Origin of the sequence: Bradyrhizobium sp. AZCC 1578, from assembly GCF_036924675.1 — a bacterium.
In the GTDB taxonomy this organism is placed as follows: domain Bacteria; phylum Pseudomonadota; class Alphaproteobacteria; order Rhizobiales; family Xanthobacteraceae; genus Bradyrhizobium.
The window spans coordinates 4,375,508-4,398,115 of record NZ_JAZHRZ010000001.1 but is presented as its reverse complement, the minus strand read 5'-3'; the positions used below and the strand labels follow the sequence as shown (position 1 = coordinate 4,398,115).

At 63.1% G+C, this 22,608-nt stretch carries 22 protein-coding genes, 1 tRNA gene and 1 pseudogene; 8 read left to right on the top strand and 16 right to left on the bottom strand.

From position 1 onward, the window contains the following. Positions 1-132: 132 nt before the first annotated feature. Both V1290_RS20940 and maiA read right to left on the bottom strand, forming a co-directional pair. The gene (locus tag V1290_RS20940; RefSeq protein WP_334366163.1) at positions 133-642 is read right to left on the bottom strand and encodes a MarR family winged helix-turn-helix transcriptional regulator; all 510 of its coding nucleotides are present in this window, start codon (positions 640-642) and stop codon (positions 133-135) included. After that, entirely contained in the window at positions 632-1,264 is a 633-nt protein-coding gene (gene maiA / locus V1290_RS20935; protein ID WP_334366162.1) for a maleylacetoacetate isomerase, read from the bottom strand. Before maiA ends, V1290_RS20940 begins: the two co-directional genes overlap by 11 nt. Positions 1,265-1,369: 105 nt before the next feature. On the opposite strand from maiA, the gene gtdA reads away from it, so the two are divergent. Beyond that, entirely contained in the window at positions 1,370-2,410 is a 1,041-nt protein-coding gene (gene gtdA, locus V1290_RS20930) for a gentisate 1,2-dioxygenase (protein WP_334366161.1), read from the top strand. A gap of 227 nt (positions 2,411-2,637) precedes the next feature. Here the strand turns inward: gtdA and V1290_RS20925 are convergent, their stop codons facing one another. From V1290_RS20925 to V1290_RS20910, 4 genes and pseudogenes are all read right to left on the bottom strand, one after another. Next, the gene (locus V1290_RS20925; RefSeq protein WP_334366160.1) at positions 2,638-3,465 is read right to left on the bottom strand and encodes an ABC transporter permease; all 828 of its coding nucleotides are present in this window, start codon (positions 3,463-3,465) and stop codon (positions 2,638-2,640) included. After that, positions 3,458-4,231 (bottom strand): ABC transporter ATP-binding protein, encoded by a 774-nt coding sequence (locus V1290_RS20920; protein ID WP_334366159.1) that lies wholly within the window; start codon positions 4,229-4,231, stop codon positions 3,458-3,460. Before V1290_RS20920 ends, V1290_RS20925 begins: the two co-directional genes overlap by 8 nt. A gap of 196 nt (positions 4,232-4,427) precedes the next feature. After that, a complete protein-coding gene (locus V1290_RS20915; RefSeq protein ID WP_334366158.1) occupies positions 4,428-5,432 on the bottom strand; it encodes an ABC transporter substrate-binding protein in 1,005 nt (334 codons plus the stop codon). Positions 5,433-5,623: 191 nt separating this feature from the next. Beyond that, a pseudogene (locus V1290_RS20910) lies at positions 5,624-6,989 on the bottom strand (FAD-dependent oxidoreductase). 175 nt (positions 6,990-7,164) lie between these two features. On the opposite strand from V1290_RS20910, the gene V1290_RS20905 reads away from it, so the two are divergent. After that, the gene (locus tag V1290_RS20905; protein WP_334366157.1) at positions 7,165-8,073 is read left to right on the top strand and encodes an FRG domain-containing protein; all 909 of its coding nucleotides are present in this window, start codon (positions 7,165-7,167) and stop codon (positions 8,071-8,073) included. Positions 8,074-8,257: 184 nt separating this feature from the next. Here V1290_RS20905 and V1290_RS20900 read toward each other — a convergent pair whose 3' ends face one another. The 3 genes from V1290_RS20900 to V1290_RS20890 form a co-directional block, all read right to left on the bottom strand. Then, entirely contained in the window at positions 8,258-9,064 is an 807-nt protein-coding gene (locus tag V1290_RS20900) for an aspartate dehydrogenase (protein WP_334366156.1), read from the bottom strand. Beyond that, complete coding sequence (locus V1290_RS20895) at positions 9,065-9,862, bottom strand: enoyl-CoA hydratase-related protein (RefSeq protein ID WP_334366155.1); 798 nt, start codon at positions 9,860-9,862, stop codon at positions 9,065-9,067. Between the two features lie 76 nt (positions 9,863-9,938). Further along, positions 9,939-11,264: a Spy/CpxP family protein refolding chaperone gene (locus V1290_RS20890; RefSeq protein WP_334366154.1), complete on the bottom strand. Its 1,326-nt coding sequence runs from the start codon at positions 11,262-11,264 to the stop codon at positions 9,939-9,941. Positions 11,265-11,456: 192 nt separating this feature from the next. On the opposite strand from V1290_RS20890, the gene V1290_RS20885 reads away from it, so the two are divergent. Continuing rightward, positions 11,457-12,431 (top strand): ketopantoate reductase family protein, encoded by a 975-nt coding sequence (locus V1290_RS20885; protein WP_334366153.1) that lies wholly within the window; start codon positions 11,457-11,459, stop codon positions 12,429-12,431. 131 nt (positions 12,432-12,562) lie between these two features. Continuing rightward, a complete protein-coding gene (locus V1290_RS20880; RefSeq protein ID WP_334366152.1) occupies positions 12,563-13,345 on the top strand; it encodes an SDR family oxidoreductase in 783 nt (260 codons plus the stop codon). Between the two features lie 92 nt (positions 13,346-13,437). Here V1290_RS20880 and V1290_RS20875 read toward each other — a convergent pair whose 3' ends face one another. Further along, on the bottom strand, positions 13,438-14,196 hold the full coding sequence (locus V1290_RS20875) for an aspartate/glutamate racemase family protein (protein WP_334366151.1): 759 nt from the start codon (positions 14,194-14,196) through the stop codon (positions 13,438-13,440). A gap of 183 nt (positions 14,197-14,379) precedes the next feature. Beyond that, on the bottom strand, positions 14,380-15,063 hold the full coding sequence (locus V1290_RS20870; protein ID WP_334366150.1) for an alpha/beta hydrolase family protein: 684 nt from the start codon (positions 15,061-15,063) through the stop codon (positions 14,380-14,382). A gap of 242 nt (positions 15,064-15,305) precedes the next feature. Between V1290_RS20870 and V1290_RS20865 the strand changes: the two genes are divergently transcribed. After that, positions 15,306-16,505, top strand: coding sequence for a di-heme-cytochrome C peroxidase (locus V1290_RS20865; protein WP_334366149.1), 1,200 nt, complete (start codon positions 15,306-15,308; stop codon positions 16,503-16,505). Next, a complete protein-coding gene (locus V1290_RS20860; protein WP_334366148.1) occupies positions 16,502-17,149 on the top strand; it encodes a di-heme-cytochrome C peroxidase in 648 nt (215 codons plus the stop codon). The genes V1290_RS20865 and V1290_RS20860 overlap by 4 nt, the downstream gene beginning before the upstream one ends. A gap of 100 nt (positions 17,150-17,249) precedes the next feature. Here V1290_RS20860 and V1290_RS20855 read toward each other — a convergent pair whose 3' ends face one another. Continuing rightward, positions 17,250-17,492: a hypothetical protein gene (locus V1290_RS20855; RefSeq protein ID WP_334366147.1), complete on the bottom strand. Its 243-nt coding sequence runs from the start codon at positions 17,490-17,492 to the stop codon at positions 17,250-17,252. A 239-nt stretch (positions 17,493-17,731) separates the two neighbouring features. Here V1290_RS20855 and V1290_RS20850 point away from each other — a divergent pair, with 239 nt between their 5' ends. Beyond that, positions 17,732-18,694 (top strand): alpha/beta hydrolase, encoded by a 963-nt coding sequence (locus tag V1290_RS20850; protein ID WP_334366146.1) that lies wholly within the window; start codon positions 17,732-17,734, stop codon positions 18,692-18,694. A gap of 31 nt (positions 18,695-18,725) precedes the next feature. Here V1290_RS20850 and V1290_RS20845 read toward each other — a convergent pair. The 4 genes from V1290_RS20845 to V1290_RS20830 form a co-directional block, all read right to left on the bottom strand. Continuing rightward, positions 18,726-18,802 (bottom strand) — tRNA-Arg (locus V1290_RS20845). A 291-nt stretch (positions 18,803-19,093) separates the two neighbouring features. Beyond that, positions 19,094-20,053, bottom strand: coding sequence for a Bug family tripartite tricarboxylate transporter substrate binding protein (locus V1290_RS20840; RefSeq protein WP_334366145.1), 960 nt, complete (start codon positions 20,051-20,053; stop codon positions 19,094-19,096). A gap of 158 nt (positions 20,054-20,211) precedes the next feature. After that, complete coding sequence (locus V1290_RS20835) at positions 20,212-20,580, bottom strand: cupin domain-containing protein (protein ID WP_334366144.1); 369 nt, start codon at positions 20,578-20,580, stop codon at positions 20,212-20,214. Between the two features lie 29 nt (positions 20,581-20,609). After that, on the bottom strand, positions 20,610-21,248 hold the full coding sequence (locus V1290_RS20830) for an RraA family protein (RefSeq protein WP_334366143.1): 639 nt from the start codon (positions 21,246-21,248) through the stop codon (positions 20,610-20,612). A 274-nt stretch (positions 21,249-21,522) separates the two neighbouring features. Here V1290_RS20830 and V1290_RS20825 point away from each other — a divergent pair, with 274 nt between their 5' ends. After that, positions 21,523-22,479, top strand: a complete 957-nt coding sequence (locus V1290_RS20825) for a helix-turn-helix domain-containing protein (protein ID WP_334366142.1) — start codon at positions 21,523-21,525, stop codon at positions 22,477-22,479. The last annotated feature ends 129 nt before the right edge of the window (positions 22,480-22,608 follow it).

Sequence of the window (22,608 nt, the reverse complement as noted above, 5' to 3'; positions counted from 1 at the left end):
CACTGATATCAGTTGTGGCCTTAGGCTGCAGCCACAGCCTGCCTAACTCAAATATTTGTGGTTATGGGTCCCGGCTCAAGGCCGGGACGACGGCGGAGTTTTTGGCGCTGACACTCGATCCCTAACGCCCCTTCACCCCGCCTTCCCCAGATGCTCCAGCGCGTCCTCGGCGCGCAGCGGCACGCGCGAGGCTTCATTGTTGAGATCGACGAGTTGCGTTAACAGCGCCAGCAGCGTCTTGCGGTCCGCAGGCTTCAGCGGCTGCAGCATCCTGACCTGGGCGCGCTCGACCGACGGCATGATGTCGTGCAGCACGGCTGCGCCCGATTTCGAGAGATAGAGCAGCTTGACGCGCTTGTCCTCGCGCGAGGGCTTGCGCTCGATCAGCGCCTTGCTCTCCAGCCGCTCGATGACGTTACCGAGGGTCGAGCGGTCGAACGCGATCACCGCCGACAGCCGGGTGGCATCGATGCCCGGATGGGTGTGGATCGCGACCAGCGCCGCATATTGCACCGGCGTCAGGTCGAACGCGCTGCATTCCTCGACGAAGATGGAGACCGCGATCTGCTGCATCCGCCGGAACAGATAGCCGGGCGCGGTATAGACCGCGTCCATGGTGATGGGGGATGGCTTACTCGGCATCGGGCTGCCTGTCCGGTGCGGCATCAGTGAATGCCTTCATTTGCTTTGCCGCGGCTTCCGCCTCGAGCAGGCGGGAAAAGGCCGAAACCTCGACGCCGAAGCGCCGCGCGTTGGCAAGCTGCGGCACCAGGCAGAGGTCTGCAACCGTCGGCGTGTCACCGAAACAGAACGGCCCGTTCTCGCCCTTGATCAGCGTCTCGCAGGCAGCAAGGCCTTCGCGGTTGGCCCAAGCCGCCCACTCCGTCACCTTCTCCTCGGGCAGGCCTAGCTGGCGCAGCCGGGCCAGCACCTTCAAATTCTGCACCGGATGGATGTCGCAGGCGATGGCGAGCGCAAAGGCGCGCACCTTTGCGCGGCGCAGCAGATCCTTTGGCAATAGCGGCGGGCTGGGATGGGTCTCGTCGAGCCATTCGATGATGGCCAGCGACTGGGTCAGCACCGTGCTGTCGTCGCCCTCCAGCGTCGGCACCAGCCCCTGCGGGTTGAGGGCGAGATAGTCCGGCGCAATCTGTTCGCCCTTGCGAAGGTGATGCGGCAGGTGCTCTGCCGTGAGCCCCTTGAGGTTGAGCGCGATCCTGACGCGATATGCCGCGCTGCTGCGGAAATAGCCATGCAGCTTCATCGGAACCTCCCTGATTCTTCTGGCCTGTACGGGTTTACCACATTGACGCTATCGATATTGTAAGTATACTGTCAATCTACACGATAAGAAATCGGGAGGCTTGCCATGGAAGCCGTGCAGAAGACGCCGGAACGCGAGGCGTTCTACAAGAAGATCGACGGCGACAATCTCTCCGCGCTGTGGAACGTGCTGGGCGATCTCGTCACGCCGGAGCCGCGCAGTGCCTGCCGGCCGCATCTCTGGAAATTCGATTCGATCCGCGACTACATGACCGAAGCAGGCCGACTGATCACCGCCAAGGAAGCCGAGCGGCGGGTTCTGGTGCTGGAGAATCCGGGGCTGCGCGGCCAGTCCAAGGTCACGACCTCGCTGTTTGCCGGCGTGCAGATGGTGGTTCCGGGCGACGTCGCGCCCGCTCATCGGCATAGCCAGTCGGCCTTGCGCTTCGTGCTCGAAGGCAAGGGCGCCCATACCACCGTCGACGGCGAGCGCACGGCGATGGAGCCCGGCGATTTCATCATCACGCCATCGATGACCTGGCACGATCATTCCAACGAGACGAATGAGCCGATGTTCTGGCTCGACGGGCTCGATATCCCGATGGTGCAGTTCTTCGACGCTTCGTTTGCCGAGGGGTCAAACGAGGACCAGCAGAAGATCTCCAAGCCCGCCGGCGACAGCTTTGCGCGCTACGGCCACAATTTGCTGCCGGTCGACGAGAAGCGAAAATCCAAGACCTCGCCGATCTTCAACTATCCCTATAGCTACACCCGCGAGGCGCTGGAGCGCGCCAAGGCACGCGACGAATGGGACGCCTGCCACGGGCTGAAACTGAAATTCTCCAATCCCGAGACAGGCGATTTCGCGATGCCGACGATCGGCACCTTCATCCAGCTATTGCCGAAGGGTTTCAAGACCGCGCGCTACCGCTCCACCGATGCCACCGTGTTCGCCGCGATCGAAGGCAAGGGCCGCACCCGGATCGGCGACCAGACATTCGAATGGGGCGCGCGCGACCTGTTCGTGGTGCCGAGCTGGCACTGGGTCACGCACGAGGCGGACGTTGATTCAGTGCTGTTCTCTTTCTCCGACCGCCCGGTGCAGCAGAAGATCGACCTATTCCGCGAAGACCGCGGCAATGCGTGAGGTTGTCGTCGTCCCTGCGACCGCAGGGACCCATAACCACCGGCTTTCGTTGTTACGAAAAGCGTCTTGCTACGTCGCCACATTGAGAGATCACGCGGTATGGGTCCCTGCGTTCGCAGGGACGACGAGAAGAATCGTAGGGTGGGCAAAGGAGCGTAGCGACGTGCCCACCATCGGGCACTCCGCACGTGATGGTGGGCACGCTGCGCTTTGCTACAATCCGTCCTCTACCGCCAGTGCAACAACCGCGCTTCCAGCACATTGATCGCCTTCCCCACCGCCAGCCCGAACAGCGACAGGATCACGACGCCGGCGAGGAGCTGATCGGTCTGCATCAGATTGCCGGCCTGCAGCACGAAGGCGCCGATGCCGAATTGCGCGCCGATCATTTCCGCGCTCACCACCAAGAGCAGCGCCACCGACGCCGTAATGCGGAATCCCGCAAGAATCGAGGGCAGCGCGCCGGGCCAGATCACTCTGATGACGATGGCATGGAACGGCACGTTAAAACTCTGCGCCATTCGGATCAGGTTGCGCGGCACCGCGTCGACGCCGCTATACACCGAAATCGCCGTGGAGAAGAACACACCCAACGCAATGGTCGCGATCTTCGGCTCTTCGCCGATCCCGAGCCAGAGGATCAGGAGCGGCAGCAGCGCGATCTTCGGGATCGGAAACAGCGCGGAGATGAAGGTAATGCCGACGCCGCGCGCCAGCGTCGAGAGGCCGATTGCAAAACCGACGATCACGCCGGCCACCGTGCCGATCAGCCAGCCTGAGCCGATGCGAACGACCGAAGCGGAAACGTGCTGCCAGAGTGCACCACTGACGGCGAGCTTGTAGATCGCGACCGCAATCGCCGATGGCGCCGGCAGGAACAGCGGATTGACCCAGCCGGCGCTGCCGGCGAGTTGCCAGAACGCGATCACCAGCGCCAGCGCGATCCACCCGGAGGCGCGGCCACCGCCCGGCATAAAACCCGCACCGCGGAAGGCGACCGGCCGCGGAACGCTCCCGTCCTGCTGGGTATCCTGCGAGGGCGCGCGCTCAAGCATCTTGAACCTCGCGCTCGGCGTCGATCGCCTCCTCGCGGATCAGCGACCACAACTGGTTCTGCAACGTCAGCAGTTTGCCGCGGGCATCGATGCCGCCGCGTTCGGCACGCGTCATCGGAATGCTCACGACCTCGCGCACGCGGCCGGGCCGGCGCGACAGCACGACCACGCGGTCGGCGAGCCGCACCGCCTCTTCCAGATTATGCGTAATGTAGACCGCGCCCATCGCGCCGTCGGCGAGCAGGCGGACAAAATCCTCCATCAGCAATTCGCGGGTCTGAGAATCCAGCGCCGACAGCGGCTCGTCCATCAGAAGAATCGCCGGCCGCACCGCAAGCGCCCGCGCGATGCCGACGCGCTGGCGCATGCCGCCGGACAATTGCTTCGGATAGGCGCCGCGAAAATCAGACAGGCCGGTGCGGCGCAGCGCATCATCGACGACGGCCTGACGCGCGGCGGCATCGAGCGCGGTATGAACCAGCGGAAACGCGACATTCGCTTCCACCGTGCACCACGGCAGCAGCGCAAAATCCTGGAACACGAAGGTCAGCGGATTGAAACTGTTCTCCGGTGGCGCGCCGCGCAGCTCTGCCCGCCCCTCGCTCGGCCGCAACAGCCCGCCCAGGATCGACAGCAGCGTGCTCTTGCCACAGCCGGAAGGCCCGACGACCGCAACCACCTCGCCGGAGGCGACGGTGAAGGAGACGTCATCGAGCACGTCGAGGCCGCCGAATCGGTGACTGATATGGTCGGCGATCAGGTCCATGTGGTTCCGAACTCGTTACTTGCTCCGTCATTGCGAGGAGTCACCGGGTCCGGCCTCCGGCCGGCCCGATGATAAACTCCGCGACGACTTGTCCGCCGTAGCTCGAAGAGCGAAGGCGGAAGCAATCCATCTATCCCCGTGCCGAAGCATGGATTGCTTCGCTTCGCTCGCAATGACGGAACTGGCGTAACTTGCATCAATCCGCCTTCACATATTCCTTCGCGATGATCGCATCCGCGGCAAAACCCTTGTCGACAAAGCCCTGCTCCTGCAGCCACGCGATCTGGTTATCGACGTTCTTGACGTCGAGCTTGCCGTCGGGATCGACATAGGCGCAATTGCCGACCACCTGCTCGACCGGCAGATTGGTGTATTTGGCGATGATCTCGAGCAGCGGCTTTGTCTTGTCGTTGATCTCGGCCTTGCCGTCCTTCACGGAAGCCAGGATCACGTCGTGATACTCGCGGTCGGCTCGCACCAGCGCGCCCAAAAGCTTCGTCACCAGCGCCTTGTTGGCAAGCGTCTTCGGTGAAGCAAACACCGCGCCTAACTGCCACGGCGTCTCGTCGCCGACCCAACCAAGAAACTTGGCGCCACCGGAATCCACCAGCGCCCGTGCGGTCGAGATCGGCAGCAAGGCCGCATCGACGGTTTCGCCCTTCAGCGCCGCGGCGGCATTGGACAGCGACTGCAGCGGCATCACCTTCACGTCCGCAAGCTTGAAGCCGTATTTGTCGGCGAGCAGCCCCAGCGAATAGTGAAAGCTGGAGCCGACCTGCGTCACCGCGATCGGCTTGCCGGCGAGATCCTTCGGCGTCTTCAGCCCCGCCGCATAGGCGTTGTTGCTGGCGAAATAGCCGATCAGCGGATAGCCGGCCTTCTCGCGGCTCATGCCGCCGATCACCTTCAGCGTGCCCTTGCCGGCGAGATTGTAGAGCCCGGCGGTGAAAGCCGTGATGCCGAAATCGACGTCGCCGGAGGTGGTCGCCACCGCGATCGGCTGCGCCGCATCAAAGAATTTCAGCTCGATGTCGAGCCCGGCCTCGCGGAAATAGCCCTTGTCCTGCGCGATGAACACCGGCGCCGAGGATGACAGCCGCAGCACGCCAACTTTTGCCTTGAGCGCATCATCGGCCCGTGCCATCCCGCCCGCCGCCATCGCCAACAGGCCCGCCAGCGCGAGCCGCGCAAACTTCATCATCCGGTTTCCTCCACGTCTTGTTATTCGCATGCTATCCACTCGGGTCGTCCCTGCGAACGCAGGGACCCATAACCACAGGACTGGGAAATAGCAAAAGCCGTCTGCCCAATCGCCCAAAGAAGGGCCGCGGCGTATGGGTCCCTGCTTTCGCAGGGACGACAGAAAAGATTCATCCTCCGGAGTGCATCGCTTCATAATCCCTCGGGCACCGCCTGATTCCGTCCGATGAACGCACCGTGTTGTTTCAACGTTTGTTGCAACTTTTCAACGGCAATGTCGCGCGGAATCGTATTTCCGGACAGCGCCAATACCGCTGCGAGACCGGCCGCCTCCCCCATCGCAAAGCAGGCGCCGGAGACCCGTGCCGCCGATTGGCCCTCATGGGTCATCGAGGCGCAGCGCCCGGCCATCAGCAGATTGTCGATGCCCTCAGGCACGAGCATGCGATACGGCAACTCGTTGAAGCCGCGCGATTCCGGGATCGGCGGAAACTTGAAGACGACGTCGCCGGCGACATGCTGCTCCATCGGCCAGCCATTGACGCCGACGGAATCTCTCGAACGCGGCGCAGCCGAGCACATCCTCGCCCGACAGCATGTAGCCGCCAACCACCCGCCGCGTCTCGCGGATGCCGAGCTGCGGCGGCAGGTCGACGATGTAGGATTTTTCGAAGCCGGGCACGGTGCGCAGGAATTCGAACGCCTGCACGGCCTGACGGCGGCCTTCGATCTCGCCGCGCGTCATCTGATCAGGATCGATGCCGCTGACTGCGCTGCCATCCTCGCGCGCAAGCTGGGTGAAATTGACCCGCCATTCGATCGCCGAACGCTGCGGCCGGACGATCGCGGACTTGCGCGGAAAACGATGCGTGCCCGCGGCTTCGGCCTTTTCCATCAGCGCCGGAATCGTCCGCCACGCCTCGCCCGCCCTTTCGGGATCGATGCCGTTGAGGCGCAGCATCATCGATGGGTAAAGCATGCTGCCGGCATTGTCGCCGACTTCGAAGGGTGCGCCCGCCCAGGCCGCGAGATCGCCGTCACCTGAGCAATCGATGAATATGCCGGCGCGTACCGCCTGACGTCCCGCCTTGGTTTCCACCATCAGCGCGTGGATGCGCTTCTCGTCATCCATCACCACACCGGCGCCAAGTGCGTGAAAGAGGATATTGACCTTGTGCGCGGCCAATAGATCGTCGGCCGCAATCTTGTAGGCCGCGGTGTCATAGGCCTGCGCGAAAATCTTGCCGAGGATAAGATGCGGCGCATTGAGCCCATCGAGCCGGTCGATCCGCGCCAGCAGATCGGACGCAATCCCCTGCACCACCCGGCGCATCTCGCCATGCACGTTGGCATGCAGTCCGCAAAAATTGGTCACGCCGGCGGCGGTGCCCATGCCGCCGAGAAAGCCGTAGCGTTCGATCAGAAGCGTGCGGCGGCCTGCGCGCGCAGCGGCCACGGCGGCCGCGATGCCGGCAGGCCCGCCGCCGAGCACGGCAACTTCATATTCGCCATAGAGCGGAATCTGGCGTGCGGGTTCCGTGATGGTTTTCTTGGGCAAGTTCAGTATCCTAGATCATATGCGGGCACATCATGATCCGAGCGCGGAGATTTAGCCACCCGGTCCACAGGACGCCCTCCATCGAAGATTGTGTATCAGCACGTCTTCTATCGTGATGTCGAGCTGGCTAATATTAGTTAGTATCAGCCGCTGTTCACCGCCGCGGGACGCGTGATTGGAACCAAATTTTGACGACGAATGCTTTTCTCTTGAAGACTTGGGGGGAGAGATGGCGAACTTATTGGGAAACATCTCAATCAGAAATGCAGAGATTGCAAAAGATCCTCACGGGCAAGAAGTACTGCACGTTCGAGATCCCCATGCATTGATACAAGCTGCTGGATACCTAAAGTTCACGAGAGGCAAGAAGAACGAAGCTATCTATTTTCGCGGTCAATCGGAAACGTATTCAACTCTAACTCCCTCATTGTTTCGCGGTATCGGTCCCAATCAATCGGCTCAATCAAAACGCGTTATGGAACAAAATCGCTTCATAGCGGAGATTGTCGGCAAAGCAGACATTTTTTCAAGATTCCCTCAGTTTGCTCATGAGCCGCTACTACAGCACTACGGGCTTTCGACTACATGGATCGACTTGGTTGACAACATTTGGGTTGCGCTTTGGTTTGCTTCTCATGAGGCCCACGTATCCGGCAAGCAGTCGCAGTACTTACATTTTGAAAAGCGGATGCCGGCAACCGACCATGAATTTGCGTACATCCTGCTTGTCGCGGCCGACTCGTCCCAAGCTGGCCCTCCAGGGTTGTTTAAAGGTACAGAGACTGAGCTCGTTGATCTTCGCGTTGCCTGTCCGTCGATCTTTTTAAGACCTCACGCGCAGCATGGGGTCTTGTTTCGAAGAAGAGGCAAGGGAAATCTTCGACCAACAGATTATTCAGATCAAATACGAGGGGTAATTCGAATGAGGCTATCTGACGCTCTTTCATGGTTGGGCGAAGCGAAGACTCTGGGCATACATACTCTGTTCCCTCCCCCCTATTATGATCAAGGCTATAAGATTCTTCTCGATGGAAGATTTGAGAACAGCCGCAAAGTTGGATCGATACTTATCGTTGGCGCCTAAGCACGATCAAATTCGTTCGATCCACTTCTATACACACGCTTGGATGAGGGAGCGCTTCTCGCCGTCTAGTGTTTGAGCGAATGCATCTGCACGGCTGGCATAGCCATCGTTGTAGACCCTGCCCTCAAACGAGTTATCCCCGTTGGATGGCTTGCAACTCGCCTATCTCTCCTGATGAAAATGCTCAGGTTCCGACCTGCAGCGGCGAAGTGAGCTTGCGCAGCGCCGCGATTACCGAGAGCGCGGTGATGCGGCCGGTCTTCGGATTTTCCGAGGGAATGTTCTCGATCGACATCGTGAACGAGGCCGAGTCGGATTCGACCCTGATCTGATGGCAATTTCGCGTCACCGCCGGATCGGCCCAGATTTCGATCGTGGTGCGGTCGGGCCCGATGCCGGCCAGCGACAACGCCGCCACGACATTGACATTGGCGGGAAAGGCGGCAGCCGCATCGCGCGCCGAGCCCTTGAAGACACGCAGCGCGGATGTCAGGCCCTCCATGGAGATCCCGTTCTCGACGAGATAAGGCGCGCCGGCGAGACCTCGGGGCGGCTTGCGCGTGACCATCTGCACCGAATGGATAATGCCTTCGGCAGCCGCCGAAACCGCATCAAATCCGATCAAGGCGCCGGTCGGCACGATGATCTGCCCGCCATGCACCCGGGCCAGATCGACGAGATCGGGTCGCGGCAACAGCGCGCTGGCGCTCAGCACCATCACCTGCTTGCCGGCGGTGAGCATCGGCCGGCAGATCTGGTCGAGAATTTCAGCCGGCGCGCATTCGACAACGAGGTCGGCATGGTCAGGCAACTCATCGAGCGAAATCAGCGGGCAGGAAATGCCTTCGCGATCGAGCCACGCTTGCGCCTTCGCCTGATCCCTCGTCGCGATCGCCGCCAGCGAGAGGCCCGGCAACCCGTCCGCCAGCTTGCGCGCGACGGTTCGACCGATCTCGCCCAGTCCGGCAATGGCGATGCGCTTGGATGGCATTTACCCGGCCCCCCAATTCGCCGCCCGCTTCTCCGCAAACGACGCGAGCCCCTCCGACGCCTCCGCCGTCTGGCGCCGCGCCGAATGCATTTTCACCAGCCGCGCGTAGGCCTCGTCGTCGACGCCCATGCCGCCGAACGAGCTCTCCATCGCCAGCCGCTTGGTTTCCGCCAGCGCTTCGGGACCGTTGGCGAGCAGTTGCTCGACGACCTTCGCGCCTGCCATTTCCAGCTCCGCCAGCGGCACCACCTCATGCACCAGCCCGATGCGGCGGGCCTCTTCCGCGCCGAACCGTTCGCCGGTCAGCGCATAGCGGCGGACCTGGCGGACGCCGATGGCGTCGCAGAGTTGCGGAATGATGATTGCGGCGGTGAGGCCCCAGCGCACTTCGGTGATCGAGAACAGCGCATTGTCGGCGGCGATCACAACGTCGCAGGCCGAGATCACGCCGGTGCCGCCACCGAAACAGCCGCCCTGCACCAGCGCGACCGTCGGGATCGGCAGCGTATTCAACCGCTGCACGGCCTCGAACGTCGCGCGCGACACGGCCTCGTTCTCATCAGCCGATTTCGGCCGCACGCCGTTGATCCATTTCAGGTCTGCGCCGGCCTGGAAATGCTTGCCCTTGCCCTTGAGCACGACGACGCGAAGGTTTTGCTTCTTGCCGAGATCGTCCATCGCCGCGAGCACGCCGCCGATCAATCCACCATCATAGGCGTTGTTCACCTCGGGGCGATTGAGCGTGACCGTTGCGACGCCGCGCGCGTCGAGATTCCATAGAACCGGATTGGCAGTCATTCGGCGGCCCTCTGTTCGGCATGTCGTTTATGCCGAACCATAGGCCGGGACCGCAGCCGTTGTCACCGCCGACGATCTATCGGCGGCTACGCCGCTGCATCATGTCAGCCCTGTCGGCAAAGGACGTCCGCCGCGGTCCGATCGCCTCGAACTGGGCTTTCTGCTCGTCGTTCAAGGTCACATAGAAATCATCGAGCGCGGTGCGCACCTGCTTGACCGCCTGCAGCATCACATCGAGCCGCTTGCCGGCCGCCGCAAGCCGCGCCGACGGCGTGGCCCCATCCTCGGGCCGGCACGATGCGCTCAGCATCTCGCTGGCTTTGGTGTTTGCATTCTGCAGGGCTGTAAGGCCCGTGCGTTGCACGTCGGTCGGGCGCAGCCGTGCCTCGACTTCCTCGGTCGGCCATCTCAAGCCCGAGGATTGTGTGATGTCGCAGGCTCGCGCAAACGATCTTCTGCCGCGCCGTTCGGCTTTTCGTTCCTGCTCCTCAGCGACCGCATTCAGCCGCGCTTTCTGCTCGTCATTCAGAAGATCATAGAACTTGTCGAGCGCCGGCTGCACGGTCGCGACGCCCGCGATCATCGCCTCGAGGCGCTGCTGCATCGAGGCGAGCCGGCCAGCGGCTGTCAGCGATATCGAAGTCGGGCACGCCGCCTTGATCTTTTGCGCCGATGTCACCGACGCATTGGCGAGATCGTCGAGCGCCACGCGTTGGGTCTCGGTGGGCTCGATCACCTGTGCGATCAGGTCGATCGGCAGGCCGGCGATTTCGCGGCTGTCGTCACCGCAGAATTGCGCCAGCCGGTCGTCACCAGGAGAGGCACGCGGCGGCAAATAGCCGGCCAAGCCTTCGTAGTCATAAGGTCCGAAGAGGCCGGCATAGATGTCGTCATAGCCATAGTACCAGAACGGCGCGCCGACGCCCGGTCCCCACAGCGTATAGTCGTAGATATCGTTGTAGGCGAACGGCCAGAACAGTGGCCCGACCCAGCCATATCCGCCATTGCCGTGCTGCCACCAGCCACCGCCCCGCGGCCGGCCATATTGCCAACCTGCCAGCGCCGCGCCCGCGGTCAGGCTGGCGCGGGCGGCGGGATTTCTAAGGACGGCAGTGCTGCGAGCGAGCGCACGCGCGTTCATCGCGCGGCCGCCGGCCGCGGCGCGGTTGATGCGAGGAGCGTGGAACGAGCGGAAGCGCGCCGCTCTGCCGTGAAAATGGCCGCCGCCATGATGGCGCGCCCCGAAATGTTTGTGGCCATGACCGCCGCCATGATGTCCATGCCCGCCACCACGACCGCCGCCGTGTCCGCCGCCATGGCCGCCTTTCGCGACGGCATATCCGGCCGCCGACAGCGCGGTCGCGAGAACAATGACGGCAATTCCCAGCCCGAGTTTTGACATGGCACGCCCCACCATCGTTGCATCACGAACCCTAAAGCGCGTTGATGAACGCCAGCGGAACAGCAAAGTTCCCTCTGGCCGGGGCCGCGCGATCGCGCAACCCACCCTGTCGAACCGAGCCGGTTGCGCCCGAACAAGGCTTGTGAAAACTAGCAACGGCACTCCTTCCCCTCGCAGCAGGATTTTCCATCCATGCGGATTTGCGTTTTCGGTGCGGGCGCCGTCGGCAGCCATTTTGCGGTGCGGCTCGCACTAGCAGGACATGACGTTTCCTGCGTGATGCGGGGAGCGCACCTGGATGCCGTGAAAGCCAGCGGGCTGACGCTGCGGGTTGGAGATGGCGAGTTCAAGGCGAAGGTCAGCGCATCCAGCGATCCAGCCGCGCTGGGCCGGCAGGACGTCGTGATTTGCACGTTGAAGGCGACAGGCCTCTCCAGCCTCGCCGCTGGGCTGCAGCCGCTGCTCGGCAATGACACCGCCGTGGTGTTCGCGCAGAACGGCATTCCCTGGTGGTACGACATCGGGCTCTCGCCAAGCCATCCGCCGGTGCCGGATCTGGCCTTCCTCGATCCCGGCGGACGCCTGCGTGCGGCGATCCCCAGAGAGCGCATCGTTGGCGGCGTGGTGTTTTCATCGAATGAAGTCATCGCGCCGGGCGTGGTCGCGAACCTGTCGCCCGAGCGCAACCGGCTCTTGATCGGCGAGTGCGACGACCGCGCCAGCGAGCGCGTCGCGAAGCTGCGCGCAGCGCTGAACGCAGCTTCGATCGACTCGCCCGAGGTCACGCAGATCAGGGAAACGATCTGGTCCAAACTCCTGACCAACATGTCGATGTCGGTGCTGTGTTTGCTGACCGGGCAGACTGCGCGCGCCGTACGCGACGATCCTGATCTCGCCGACATCGTGCCGCGCCTGCTCGACGAGGCCAACAGCGTGGCGCAAAGCTGCTTTCCACAAGTCAAGCGCGTGACGCGCTCCGGGCCCGCGCCCGACCACAAGCCGTCGATCCTGCAGGATTACGAACTCGGCCGCGCCATGGAGATCGACGTTTTGGTCCGCGCGCCCGCCGCCTTCGCCCGCGCCGCCGGACTTTCGACACCGATGCTCGACATGATGGCCGCGCTGGCGATCCGACAGGCGCGCGACAAGGGGCTGTATGCAAGGTAGGCAATGAGATCCGAGCGTCATTGCGAGCGAAGCGAAGCAATCCATCGCGCCGCAAGCGGAGAAGTGGATTGCTTCGTCGCTTGCGCTCCTCGCAATGACGGTGGGTCGAATCAAGAAGTGGAAACCGCATCATGCATGTCAAAGACAAGGTCTGCGTCGTCACGGGAGCCGCGAGCGGCATCGGCGAGGCGGTGGCGCGCGCCTATGCGGAGGCCGGCGCGCGTGGCGTCGTCGTCGCCGACCTCAAAACCTCGCGCGAGAAGCTCGCCAAGGTCGCGGGCGACGTCGACGGGCTGCCGATCACTGCCGACGTCGGGCTGGAGGAAGACATCCAGGCACTGATCGCGGCGGCCGAGGACAAGTATGGCCCGGTCGACGTGTTCTTCTCCAACGCCGGGCTCTCGCGCAAGGGCCAGGAGACCGCGCCTGACGCCGATTGGGAGGTGAGCTGGCGCGTCCATGTCATGAGCCATGTGTTCGCGGCCCGCGCGCTGGTGCCCGGCATGCTTGCACGCGGCTCCGGCTATCTCCTCAACACCGCGTCCGCCGCGGGCCTCCTGGCGTCGCTGAACTCGATGCCTTACGGCGTGACCAAGAACGCCGCGGTGGCGCTCGCCGAGCATCTCGCCATTCAGTACGGCGACCGCGGCATCTGCGTTTCCGTGCTCTGTCCGCAATCGGTGCAGACCGGAATGACAACGCCCGGCCCCAGCGCCGCGCGGATCGACGGCGTGCTGCAGCCGCCAGAGGTGGCACGCATGGTAATCGAGGCGATGGCGGAAGAACGTTTTCTCATCCTGTCGCACCCGCAAGTCGCCGAATACATCCAGCGCAAGACCTCCAACCGCGACCGCTGGCTCGCCGGGATGCGCCGACTACGCGACAAGATCTACGGCGTGCCGGCTTCCGCATAATCACCGTCATTGCGAGGAGCCACCGGGTCGCGCGAATGCGCGCCCGATGACAGGCTCCGCGACGAAGCAATCCATCTATCCCCGCGCCCGCGCTATGGATTGCTTCGCTTCGCTCGCAATGACGGATCAGGCGGCGCGAACTGTTCCAATAGTCCCGTGTAGCTCTTCACGCCCGGCGACGCATAAGAGCCGCGCCGGGAGGTCGAGAGCTTCAAACCAGCCAGCGCCTCGGCCTGCTTCACCGCGGCTGCCACACCGTCGACGACGGGGACGCCGAATTTCCGCGACAGTTTTTGCGCGAGATCGGCCATGCCCGCGCAGCCGAGCACGACCGCCTCCGCGCGCTTCTCCAGCGCACGGGCAATCTCGGCTTCAAGCTTGGCTTCCGCGCCGGACCCCGGCTTTTCGAGATCGAGCACCGCGACGTCGCAAGCGGTGACCTGCACCCTCTCCGCAAAACCATAGCGGCGCACCAGCTCTTCGAGCGGCACGATCGAGCGCGGCAGCGTGGTGACGATCGCGATGCGTTTTGCGATTTGGCCAGCCGTCACCAGCGCCGCCTCGCAAATGCCTACCACGGGAAAGGGCGCGGCGGTGCGGGCCGCATCGAGCCCGGTGTCGTCGAAGCAGGCGATGATGCCAGCGTCAGCATCCGGCGCATTCACCAGCGCCTGGATCAGGCCGGGCACGGCAAACGCCTCGTCGTAATAGCCTTCGATCGAGACCGGCCCCATCGCCGAGGTCACGGCGGATATTTCGGTGCCTGCTGCGGCGACAGCGCGCGCTGCGGCGCCGATCGTTTCCGTCATCGAGGTAGTCGTGTTCGGGTTGACGATCAGGATTTTTGTCATGACGTATCGTAGTCAAGATGGCGCGCGGCGCAACTCTCTCCCCGGTCGTCCCTGCGAACGCAGGGACCCATACGCCGCGTCCTGCGGAAGAGGCACAAGGAGAGACGGCTTCTTTCAACTACGTGCTCCAGTGGTTATGGGTCCCTGCGTTCGCATGCGTTCGCAGGGACGACATCTGAAAGCTTAGCCGACAGCCCGATCCACCCATGTCGCAAAGGCGTCCAGCGCCTCGTCCATCACCGCGCGATCGTTCCGCCCCGAACTCTTCAGCACGTGGAAGGAATGATCGGCGCCATCAAGCAAATGCAGCGCTGCGCGCGATCCTAAGCCCTTCACGACCGGCTCGAGCAGACTCAATTCCGCCAGTGCATCGCGCGTGCCTTGTAAAAACAGCATCGGGATTGTGACGTCGGCGAGATGCCTGGCCCGCTCGCTGGAAGGCTTTCCGGCCGGATGCAGCGGAAAGCCGAGAAACACCAACCCGCGAACGCCCGGCAACGGCGAAAGCGCCTGTGCCTGCGACGTCATCCGCCCGCCGAACGATCGGCCGCCCGCGATCAGTGGCAGCGAGGCAAAGCGCCGTCCAGCTTCCGCCACGGCCGCTCGCACTGTTGCATGCGCAACCGCAGGCGGATCGGGCCGCTTGCCGCCTTTTTCCATGTAGGCAAACTGATAGCGCAGCGACGCAATGCCGCGCTCGGCAAGGCCCGCGGCAACCGTCTCCATCGACTTGTGTGTCATGCCCGCGCCGGCCCCGTGCGCGAACATGTAACAGGCGCGGGGCTGTGGCGGCTGCACCACCAGGCCGGAAACCGCCTGATCGGAGCCGATCTCGATTCGTAAGCGTTCTGCCGCTTCTGCCGTCATGTGATCTGTCCGACACTTTTCTGCATGATGGAGACTCTATACTGGAAAACGCCCGGCGAAAGATGACCGGCGAGGACCGCATCCCGCGGCCCTCAAGGAATTGGATTTATGGACAGACCTACGGCGCCACTATAAGATGGCATCATATTCAACCGCACGCCGAGGGTGATTCGCCTTGCGGCGTTTTTTGATAACAGACCGATATTGCGCGCCACCGGCGCGGTTTTAACGAGGGGCAGGCCATGCGGGGCAAAAGGATTGCGAAAATTGTGATCGCGCTGGCGGTCGTCGGCATCGGTTACGCCGCCGTCAAGGACGACATCGCCAAGCTCTGGCAGGATCTTCACGTCAAGATCGTGGAGCATCCCACACCGAAGAAGACCGTCTGGCTCGACCAGGGCATCCCCAAGGAAGAGTTGAGCTGGTTCTATCACGCTGATCAGGGAACGCGGACCTTCGGCTTTCCCTATGAGTGGTTCATGGCGCTCGAACAGCCGACGATTTCGTGGCTGCCGTTCACTAAGGTCGGCCTCTTCAGCGACCCCGCCTATCTCGATCGCTACGGTTTCATTGCGGACACCATCATCCCCGGCAAGGAGGCGCTTCCGATCGGATTCGCGAAAGGCGGTCCGATGCTGGACCCGACCGGCGCGCCGTGGAAGAATCCGCGCAACAAGAAGGATATGACCGGCGTCGGCCTGACCTGCGCGGCCTGCCACACCGGCAGCTTCACCTACAAGGACACTGCCGTCGTCATCGACGGCGGCCCGGCCCTCACCAATCTCTTCGCGATGAAGCAGGGCATGGGTATCTCGCTGTTACTGACGCGCTACTGGCCCGGGCGGTTCGACCGGTTCGCCGATCGCGTACTTGGATCGAACTCCACGGTCGATGACCGCGCGACCCTGAAGTATCAGCTCGACCAGGTCCTTGCCCAATACAAGCAGGTCAAGAATCTGGAAGAACGCGTCGCCTCCCAGAGCATCATCGAAGGATACGGACGGCTCGATGCGCTGAACCGGATCGGCAATCAGGTGTTTTCGATCGACCTGAAGAAGCCCGAAAACTACGCTGGCTCCTCGGCGCCGGTGCATTTTCCCAGGATCTGGAACACGCCGTGGTTCGATTGGGTCCAGTATAACGGCTCAATCATGCAGCCCATGGTCCGCAATGCCGGCGAAGCGCTCGGCGTGTCGGCGGAGCTCAACCTGACCGATCCGGTGAAGGGCCTCTACAAGTCGAGTGTCGACGTGAAGTCGCTCGACAAAATGGAGCAGATGATCAAAGGCGACAAGCCGCCGAGCGCGAAGGACAAATTCTCGGGCCTGCAATCACCGAAATGGTCGAATGAAATTCTGCCGCCGATCGACCAGAAGCTGGCCGACAAGGGCGCCGAGCTCTACAAGACCCATTGCCAGGAGTGTGTCACCGGCCGCCGGTGACAAGCGAGGCGTTCTACAATAACGAGAAGTGGTGGACGAAGAACCAGGCCGGCGAGGCGATCCTCAAGGTCGAAAACATACCGATCTCGCATATCGGGACCGATCCCGCGCAAGCGGAAGACATGGCCAACCGAAAAGTTGCCCTGCCCTCGAATCTCGGAATCACGGACAACAGGTTCGGCTTCGCTCTCAAATATCTGGTCGAGAACACCGTCAATCTCATTTACAGTGAGCACAACCCGCCTTTGAGCGATGCCGACCGCAAGCGCATGGACGGCAATATGCCGAACGAAATCCAGGCCGAGTTAGCCTACAAGGTCCGTCCGCTGAACGGCGTGTGGGCGACGCCGCCCTATCTGCACAACGGCTCGGTGCCGACCATCGACGATCTGCTCGGCGACCCGGAAAAGCGGCCGACGAAATTCTATCTCGGCAGCCGTGAATACGACCCCGTGAAGCTCGGTTACAAGGCCGACCCGATAACCAACGGATTCGAATTCGATACATCCATTCGCGGCAACTCGAACAGGGGCCACGAATTCAGGAAGGACTTCAGCAAGGAAAAGGAGATCAAGGGCGTCATCGGACCGGAGTTGTCCGCCGACGATCGAAAGGCGCTCATCGAATACCTCAAGACGCTCTGAGTCATCCGAGCTGAGTCATTCCAGCACCTTCGCGGCCGGGCTTCGCCCGGCCGTCGCCACCTGCGCGCCGGCCCGCCGCGTCGGAATCAAACGGCTGGCCTCAACGGCTGGCCACCAGCCGCAAATGCGGCTTGATCGTTTCCTCAAGCTCGGCCTTGAGCTGGTGCACGCGCGGATCAGCCGAGCGCGCTGCGCACAGTGAATATTGGTTGACCGAGCACGCCAGTGCGCGCCGCTCGTCGGCGGTCCGCGTCACTTCCGGGCTGGACAGTTTCAGCACCATCCCGCCGAGTTGCACCAGCATTTCGTCGAGCGCCCGATCCATTCCGGCAATTTGATCCATCGCACCACTCCCTCTGGAAGGAGTAATGATCGGCGCGCCCGGCCGTTCCCCGCGCGCGCTCGGTTAGGGATAACCAGAAGTAAACGGACCGCGATTCTATCGATGCCGCCCGCATATCGCCTTGAGGGAATCATTATCAATTGAAGGATGCGGGCCCCGGTCTGCTCTGGAAAACGCCGCAATTGCGGCGGCCGCGCCCGTTACTTATGCTGCCGCCCTGTTCCGCAACGAGGCCCCGCATGATCCCGCCGCTCGATCCCGTCGTCGCCCAGATCATTCCGCTACTGCCGCTGCGCGATCCCGCGACGATGACACCGCAGAGCGCGCGCGATGCGCTCCGCGCATTGGCGGCCTCGCGCGCGGCAGTTCCGCCGCCTCCGGTGATGAGCACGGAAGACATCAAGGTGAAAGGCGCGGCCGGATTCCTTGCGGCGCGGGTCTACCGGAACTCGAACGAAAAATCGCCGACGATCGTGTTCTTTCACGGCGGCGGCTGGGTTGCAGGCGATCTCGAAACCCATGACCGGCAGGCGCGCTGGCTCGCGATCGAGACCGGCGCCGTCGTCGTCTCGGTCGATTACCGCCGCCCGCCCGAGGTGCGCTTTCCCGGCGCGTTCGAGGATGCCTTCACGGCCACACAAGACGTCATCGCCCGCATCGCCGAATTCGGCGGCGATGCGGCGCGCGTCGGCATCGCCGGAGACAGCGCGGGCGGCAATCTGGCCGCCACCACCGCGATCGCCTGCCGCGACGCCGGCATCAGGCTATCAGCGCAATTGCTGGTCTATCCCGTCACCGACGTTGCCGGAAGTTTCGCGGACGCGACGGAAAACGCCCGCTTCCCCTCGCGCAGCGAGAACGCAGAAGGCTATTTCCTCACCCGCGCCACTATGGAGTGGTTTTGCGGCCATTACCTCGCCGACAAAACACACGGCACCGACTGGCGCGTTTCGCCGCTGCGCGCCAGGGACCTTGCCGGCGTGGCGCCGGCGATTGTCTGCACCGCGTGGTTCGATCCGCTCCGCGACGAAGGCAAGGCCTACGCCGATGCGCTAAAGGCCGCCGGCGTGCCGATCAGCTATTACGACGGCCTCGGCCTGATCCACGGCTATTTCGGCCTCGGCGAGGCGTCGGAGACCGCGAAGCGAGAAGCGCAGCGGGCGCGGGCGGATTTCAAGGCGCTACTCGAAGCGGGCGTCTAGCGAGGCGTTGCGCTATCCGGTGCTGGCGTGCTGGCGATCCCGGGAAGACTCGAACTTCCGACCTACGGTTTAGGAAACCGTCGCTCTATCCGGCTGAGCTACGGGACCGCGGACCTGCATGGCAAGGCAGGTGCTTGGGACGCTTCATAGCAAAGCAGGCGTGGCATCGCCAGCCCCTCCGGGCCGCCCCTTTTGCGGGCCAAGAGGGCCTTTGTCGCGTAGCTCTCGCCACGCTCTGCCCACCTTCCAGCTTTGCGTTCCCCGGATGCTGCGCAGCGCGCCGCGTGGTGCGCTGCTGATCCGGGGTCCATGATGCGGCTGCCGTAGGTCCCGGCTCTGCGGTGCATCGTCAAGCGACGCTGCACCGCGTCCGGGACACGTTTGTTTTCCCGCTTGCCGCTACGCCTTGATGTTGTTCTCGCGGACTACCTGTCCCCAGATGCTCACCTGCTTGGCGAAGAACGTACCGAAATCCTTGCCGTCGGCGAGCAGCAGCGTCATCTGCTGCGTCTCGCGCAACTGCGCCGCTACTGCCGGCTCGCTCAGAATCTCCTTCACCGATTTCGCCATGCCGGCGACGGCATCTTCCGGCGTTCCCTTCGGCGCGAAAACGCCCCACCAGGCCAGCGTCTCGAAATCGGGAAAGCCCGCTTCGATCGCGGTCTGCGTATCCTTCAGCACGGGCATCCGCTCGCGGCCCATCTGCAGGATCGGCCGCAGCCTGTTGGTGCCGAGTTGCGCCGTGATCAGCGCCGCCGATCCCACGATGAGATCGACATGGCCGCCGAGCACGTCGTTCATCGCCGGGCCGCCGCCGCGGTAGGGCACATGCGTGATCTCGACGCCGGCCTTCTTGCCCAGCACCGTCATCGCCAGATGGCCGAGCGTGCCGATGCCGACGGAGGCATATTTCACCGCGCCAGGATTTGCCTTGCAGGCCGCGACCACGTCGGCAAAGGTCTTGTAAGGCCGCTCGGCGTTCGCGGCGACGACATAAGGCGCCGTGCCGACCAGAAATACCGGCACCAGATCCTTCTCGACATCCAGCCCCGGCTTTTCGAGGATCGATGGGATAACCGCGTGCGAGTCGAACGTCACCAGGAATGTCGCGCCGTCAGGCGCGCTCTTGGCAACCTGCACGGCGCCGAGTGAGCCGGCCGCGCCGGATTTGTTCTCCACCAGCACGGTGCGGCCGAGCTTCGTCTGCAGATGAGACTGCAATAGCCGCGCCAGAGCGTCGGTCGATCCGCCTGGCGGGAACGGCACCACCAGCGTCATGTTCTTGGCCGGCTGCGCCAGCGCCGGCGTCACCGCGAACGCGGCCGTCGCCGCAAGCAAGTTGCGTCTTGTAATCTTCACCAGAACTCTCCTCCCGTTATCGCCCGCGATTTTTTTGTTTTTGTTCGCAGACTTGTCTTAGATCATGATGCGGTTAGGCGGAATCGCATCATGATCTCCTCTCCTTGTTTGAGCATGATCTTTTCGGAAAACCGGTTCCCACTTTTCCGGATCATGCTCTAGGTGCCGAAGCCAGACCCGGCCTTCTTGTATTCGGGGCGCGGCGGGCTGAAGATGTCAAGCACACGCGCGCCTTCCGGTCCAGCCCGCATGGTGTGCGGCACGTTACCGGGCGTGCGCCAGAAATCGCCCTTTTTGACCGGAATTTCCTCATCGCCCTGAACGCGGATCGCCGATCCCTCAAGCAGCACGCCCCATTGTTCTTCGGGGTGATGATGCAGCGTGCCTTGCGAATGCGGCGCCAGCGTCACCACCGACAGCATGGCGTGCTCGCCGGAAAAGATGCGTGTGGTGACGCCGGCGGCGAGTTCGCGAAGCAGGCCGTCGCCAGGGTTATCCAGATTGTGGAATTCGTCCTTCTGACTCATCGTTCCTCCTTGCGTGCTGTCGCGCCCCATCAGGACTTGCCGTAGCTGCCCTGGTAGCGGCCTTCGCGAATTGCGATCAGCGTATCTTCCTCGCGCGCGATCTGGGCGCGGACCGCCTCGAGCAATGTGGCGGCCACAGCAGCGGGGAACGATACCACGCCGTCCTCATCGCCCACCACGACGTCGCCAGGAGAAATCACCGAGCCGCCGATGGAAACCGGCACGTTGATCTCGCCGGGTCCGCTCTTGTACGGGCCGCGGTGGATCGCCGCGCGGGCAAAGCAGGGAAAGTCGGAGGCAGCGAAGGCCGCGACGTCGCGGATGGCGCCGTCGATCACATAGCCCGCGGCACCGCGGTATTCGGCGATGTTCTTCATGATCTCGCCGACCAGCGCCCGCGTCTCGTCGCCGCCGCCATCAACCACGATTACGTCGCCCGGCCCGACCAGTTCAAGCGCCCGGTGAATCGCAAGATTGTCGCCGGGCCGCGTCCGCACCGTGAAAGCAGCTCCGACCAGCCGGCCGGCGCGATGAAACGGCCGCAGGCCTACGGCGCCCGGCAGCCGGGCAAGGTTGTCGCTAATGATCGAGGTCGGCGCGTTCCTGAACGCGTCGATCAGCTCAGGCGCGGGCTTCGGCACGCTCGTCATGGCCGTGGTGATGGTCATAGAGACTGTTTCCTCTTCCTCTTGCGGCTCCGGCCCGCTCGGCGCGAGGGTTCCAGATTGGCCGTCACATGATGGCTTGGGTGGCTGCAAAACAATTAGCATTCCGCTTGAGCAGGTATAATGGATTTGGATGGGTCCGGGGCGGCTCGCTCGGGGGCCCCGCACGTCACGTCGGTGCTTTCGAAATCTTCGCCTCGGCCACACTTCTTAATGCGGCGTTAACCAGACCGGCCGACGCTGGCTGCGAAGATTCGCGCCGCCCAGTTGTCTTGCAATGCTATTTAAGAACCTTGCCCCCTCGCCGGCTCTTTCAATCATCCGGTTTTCCGACATCGACGCCTTCCGGCCGGTCGAGTTCGTCGCCGATGCGCGCAGCGTCCCGCTGAATCTTGCGAACTTCCATACCGCGCGCGCGGCGGTGCAGTTGCCCTGCTGCCAGATCACGATGCTCCGCTCGTTTCCACGTATCGTCGATGTCAGCTATCGCGCCGCGCATGGCGTCGTCATCTTCCAGATCGAGGACGACTACGACGTAGCCGTCAACGGCATGTCCGTGAATCGTCCGGCTTTTGTCGGCATGCGCGGCAATGTCGATTTGCAGTTCGTCGAACCCCGTGGATCGCTGCACGCGATCGTCACCCTTGGCGCCGGCCTGCGGGATCGGGAATGGTTCGATACGCCGGACCGGCCATGCCCGTTCATGCCGGACCCCGAGGCCCTCGCAACGGTCAGATCCGTCACGATAGGTATTTTGCAGACGGCTTCCGCCAGGCCGGAACTGTTGCAGGAGCGGCGTTCGGCGCTGGCCCTCCAGGAAGGCCTGCTGCTCGCCATCGACGAGATGTTCCGTAGCGGCCGAACGCCGGAAGTGGCAGGCAAGATTGCAAGCAGGGGTTATTGCCGCCTCGTTCGCATGATCGACGAGTATGTCGCGTTTCATTCCGCCGCGCCGATCTACAGCGCCGACCTCGCCGAACAATGCGGCGTGTCGGTGAGGACGCTGGGCACGGCGGTGGCGAGCGTCCGCGGCATGAGCCTGCATCGCTATTTGCGCCTCAAGCAGCTTTGGTCGGCGCGCGCGCAGCTCGTGAAGGGATCCGACGCCATCACCGTGACATCGTGCGCCCGAGCCAACGGCTTCCATCACATGGGCGAATTCGCAAGACTCTATCGCGCGGTGTTCCATGAAACGGCATCGCGCACGCTGGCTCGCGCGAGAGGCGCTGACTGATTCTTGCCACAATGTGGCGTGCTTATCCGCTCGCCCTCAGATAGTGCACTTAGAATCGCTACAGGCATCGTTTGCGGGAACTTGCCTTGCTGTTGAATTTCTTCAAGATTTTTAACGATCTGGCACTGT

Bases quoted from the DNA above. Each gene is read 5' to 3' on its own strand.
- V1290_RS20830 (WP_334366143.1), bottom strand. From the start codon at position 21,248: ATGACCATCACCACGGCCATGACGAGCGTGCCGAAGCCCGCGCCTGAG.
- V1290_RS20850 (WP_334366146.1), top strand. From the start codon at position 17,732: ATGATCCCGCCGCTCGATCCCGTCGTCGCCCAGATCATTCCGCTACTG.
- V1290_RS20900 (WP_334366156.1), bottom strand. From the start codon at position 9,064: ATGCCATCCAAGCGCATCGCCATTGCCGGACTGGGCGAGATCGGTCGA.
- V1290_RS20855 (WP_334366147.1), bottom strand. From the start codon at position 17,492: ATGGATCAAATTGCCGGAATGGATCGGGCGCTCGACGAAATGCTGGTG.
- V1290_RS20920 (WP_334366159.1), bottom strand. From the start codon at position 4,231: ATGGACCTGATCGCCGACCATATCAGTCACCGATTCGGCGGCCTCGAC.
- V1290_RS20925 (WP_334366160.1), bottom strand. From the start codon at position 3,465: ATGCTTGAGCGCGCGCCCTCGCAGGATACCCAGCAGGACGGGAGCGTT.
- V1290_RS20825 (WP_334366142.1), top strand. From the start codon at position 21,523: ATGCTATTTAAGAACCTTGCCCCCTCGCCGGCTCTTTCAATCATCCGG.
- V1290_RS20835 (WP_334366144.1), bottom strand. From the start codon at position 20,580: ATGAGTCAGAAGGACGAATTCCACAATCTGGATAACCCTGGCGACGGC.
- gtdA (WP_334366161.1), top strand. From the start codon at position 1,370: ATGGAAGCCGTGCAGAAGACGCCGGAACGCGAGGCGTTCTACAAGAAG.
- V1290_RS20875 (WP_334366151.1), bottom strand. From the start codon at position 14,196: ATGACAAAAATCCTGATCGTCAACCCGAACACGACTACCTCGATGACG.
- V1290_RS20895 (WP_334366155.1), bottom strand. From the start codon at position 9,862: ATGACTGCCAATCCGGTTCTATGGAATCTCGACGCGCGCGGCGTCGCA.
- V1290_RS20865 (WP_334366149.1), top strand. From the start codon at position 15,306: ATGCGGGGCAAAAGGATTGCGAAAATTGTGATCGCGCTGGCGGTCGTC.
- V1290_RS20940 (WP_334366163.1), bottom strand. From the start codon at position 642: ATGCCGAGTAAGCCATCCCCCATCACCATGGACGCGGTCTATACCGCG.
- maiA (WP_334366162.1), bottom strand. From the start codon at position 1,264: ATGAAGCTGCATGGCTATTTCCGCAGCAGCGCGGCATATCGCGTCAGG.
- V1290_RS20870 (WP_334366150.1), bottom strand. From the start codon at position 15,063: ATGACGGCAGAAGCGGCAGAACGCTTACGAATCGAGATCGGCTCCGAT.
- V1290_RS20880 (WP_334366152.1), top strand. From the start codon at position 12,563: ATGCATGTCAAAGACAAGGTCTGCGTCGTCACGGGAGCCGCGAGCGGC.
- V1290_RS20885 (WP_334366153.1), top strand. From the start codon at position 11,457: ATGCGGATTTGCGTTTTCGGTGCGGGCGCCGTCGGCAGCCATTTTGCG.
- V1290_RS20915 (WP_334366158.1), bottom strand. From the start codon at position 5,432: ATGATGAAGTTTGCGCGGCTCGCGCTGGCGGGCCTGTTGGCGATGGCG.
- V1290_RS20890 (WP_334366154.1), bottom strand. From the start codon at position 11,264: ATGTCAAAACTCGGGCTGGGAATTGCCGTCATTGTTCTCGCGACCGCG.